Origin of the sequence: Bacillus sp. JJ664 (genome assembly GCF_036962205.1) — a bacterium.
GTDB lineage: Bacteria > Bacillota > Bacilli > Bacillales > Bacillaceae_G > Gottfriedia.
The window spans coordinates 9,626-11,876 of record NZ_JBALMS010000123.1; the positions used below are offsets into that span (position 1 = coordinate 9,626).

Genomic DNA, 2,251 nt, shown 5'->3' on the forward strand with positions numbered 1-2,251 from the left:
TTTTAATAAAGATTTTATCGCTTGAATATGACCAAAGTTTTGATTAAATGAATTCATCATTGGAAACTTACCATTTACATTCCATTTCGTTCTATCTCGGTCTCCATATATTGTGCCTTGGTAATTTTTTGTTTCTATAACAAAAATAGCATAAGGTGTGATCACAACATGATCAATTTGGGAGTACCTCGTTTTAGAATTTGGATTATCTATTAATAAGTCACTTACATACTTAAATTGCTTATCTAGTTGATCTAGCTGAATATTAATCTTATACTCACCTAGTTCTCCAATTCTAACCGGTTCAACTTTATTTTTGATATCCTTCAAATCCAGGGTATCTGCTTGTTTTTGCTTTAGATTTTTTTTCATAAATTTTGCAAATAATTTAGATAGCATATATAACTCCCTCTTTTTGTTGTCATATTTCTATCGGATAAATTTTACATATTTAAATAAAGATAACTCACATTTTCTCTAGATTCACTTTCCCTATTTACTAAACTTCTTTTTCCTTGTACCATTATGAATAATTTAAAATATTCAAACATAAAAGGAGATTTCCGATGATTAAAGGGATTATTTTTGATTTGGATGATACATTGCTTTGGGATCAGAAAAGTGTGAAAGTTGCTTTTGAAAATACTTGTAAACTCGTTGAAAAGAAATATGGCATTCAACCTGAAGCGTTTGAAGAATCTGTCAGAAATGCCGCTAGAGAATTATATGCATCGTATGATACGTATGAGTTTACTCAGTTAATTGGAATTAATCCTTTTGAAGGACTGTGGGGTAATTTTTTGGAGGAACACGCTGAATTTCCTAAAATGCGTGCAAATTCAATTACCTACCGCAAAAATGCATGGACATTAGGATTAAAGGCATTTGGCATTGATGACCCTAAGTTTGGTCATGTTTTAGCTGAAACATTCCCAGAAGAACGAAAAGGAAATCCGTATGTTTATGAAGAAACTTTCCAAGTATTAGATGCGTTAAAAGGTAAATATCAATTATTACTTTTGACAAATGGCTCACCTGATTTACAAAATACAAAGCTTTCCATTACACCAGAAATAAAAGAATATTTTGATCAAATTCTAATCTCAGGTGATTTTGGCAAGGGTAAACCGGACCCATCTATTTTTGAACATGCCTTATCATTAATGAACTTATCAAAAGATGAAGCATTGATGGTTGGTGATAATTTAATGACAGACATACTTGGATCTAATCGAATTGGCATGAAAAATGTTTGGATTAATCGTCATCAAAAAGAGAGAAATGAAGTTTTACCTACATATGAAATTACTCATTTAGAAGAGTTATTTGGAATCATAGATTCTTTAAAATTAGAAAAATAGAATTAAAAATAAAAAGTACTTTCTAAATAGAAAGTACTTTTTGTGTGCAAAAATTAGAAATTCAACTGAATGTCAAAGCTAGTCCATCTGTCTGACATTATTCCTCTAACCATTTAAGTATTTCATCAATTCCTAATGCATCTTCAATTACTGGTAATTCATTTTTAAAATGTAAATCAACATCGTTTTTGTTCACTTCATCAAATTCGTTTGGGTCATTAACATGCATTGATTACACCTCTTTTAAATGATTATTTATTGTAATTTTTGTATTTTTAACAAGGTTGGCAAGAATGATACATTTTACTTAAAATAGTTTTTCAAAACATCTACTTATTAACAATATCAATAAAGTTTAAATATCCATTCGTGTAAGTTGAATAGCCTTGTTCAAATAATAATAGATCTCTTTCGTCTACAGATTGCTCCATATATGGAATGCTCATTAACATCGTGTTTATATGATAGGCTGGTTCTTCTTTATACAACTTTTCTAAGTCACTTAAATCTTCATTTAATGTTTTAAGTACTTTAGCAAGATGAACTTTTTTCATTTCAGTTTCTGCATCAAGTGTTTTGTCTCTACGATGTTTCTGATACAGGTTTTCAAGAATTTCTGTGTTTTTCATGATACGATTTGTCAGTTTTTCTGCTTTATTTTCTGTTACACAGCCTGTACTAAAAATGCATAAAGCTAAAATTAAAAACAATACTTTTTTCAAGAAATCTCCTCCGCTGCTTGTTCTTCGATGTAATCATATTTTGACATGATTGAAGTATTTAACGCAATCATTATTTAAATTTTTCGAAAATAACATATATACAAACTTTTTCTTATATTGGTCTGTGAAAGAAGTATGTTGAATTCCTCTACAGGATGCTCGCTTTCC

General features: G+C 29.5%; 4 protein-coding genes. 1 reads left to right on the top strand and 3 read right to left on the bottom strand.

Annotated elements, in window-relative coordinates; all coding sequences use genetic code 11:
• Positions 1 to 399 (bottom strand): nuclease-related domain-containing protein (locus tag V7056_RS17220; protein WP_499703635.1); only part of this gene is annotated, 399 nt, incomplete at its 3' end.
• Positions 400 to 566: 167 nt separating this feature from the next.
• Here V7056_RS17220 and V7056_RS17225 point away from each other — a divergent pair.
• A complete protein-coding gene (locus tag V7056_RS17225) occupies positions 567 to 1,361 on the top strand; it encodes an HAD family hydrolase (protein WP_499703636.1) in 795 nt (264 codons plus the stop codon).
• Between the two features lie 97 nt (positions 1,362 to 1,458).
• On the opposite strand, the gene V7056_RS17230 is transcribed toward V7056_RS17225, so the two are convergent.
• Both V7056_RS17230 and V7056_RS17235 read right to left on the bottom strand, forming a co-directional pair.
• On the bottom strand, positions 1,459 to 1,590 hold the full coding sequence (locus tag V7056_RS17230; protein ID WP_464959785.1) for a hypothetical protein: 132 nt from the start codon (positions 1,588 to 1,590) through the stop codon (positions 1,459 to 1,461).
• A 100-nt stretch (positions 1,591 to 1,690) separates the two neighbouring features.
• Positions 1,691 to 2,083 (bottom strand): hypothetical protein, encoded by a 393-nt coding sequence (locus V7056_RS17235; RefSeq protein ID WP_499703637.1) that lies wholly within the window; start codon positions 2,081 to 2,083, stop codon positions 1,691 to 1,693.
• Between the last annotated feature and the right edge of the window lie 168 nt (positions 2,084 to 2,251).